Source organism: Pantoea rodasii, from assembly GCF_002095465.1.
Taxonomy (GTDB): Bacteria; Pseudomonadota; Gammaproteobacteria; order Enterobacterales; family Enterobacteriaceae; genus Pantoea; species Pantoea rodasii.
Window position 1 is genome coordinate 1 of the sequence record NZ_MLFP01000082.1, and the last position, 260, is coordinate 260.

General features: G+C 47.7%; 1 pseudogene. It reads right to left on the reverse strand.

The window, feature by feature from the left end:
- Positions 1 to 207, reverse strand: a pseudogene (locus tag HA45_RS23435) (IS30 family transposase); the annotation flags it as partial.
- Positions 208 to 260: the final 53 nt, after the last annotated feature.

The window sequence follows — 260 nt, forward strand, 5'->3', positions numbered from 1 at the left end:
TTCTCTTTCATCAAGCGTAAGCGCTAATCGATGCCGCTTTCGAACGGGAGGACGGTAGCCACCTGTCTGGTGGATTGTGGGCATGATAGAAGAATGAAATCTGTCGAACATTCTGGCGATATCATGCAGGGAATCACCTTGTTTATATCTATCCCAGATAATCGCCTTCTGCTCTGGCGTGTAGTTAATCCGAGTTCTTCGTTTCATGGCAACGTCCCCCCTTGATTAAGGATAGCGTTGCATCGAGCCATTGAACTCAC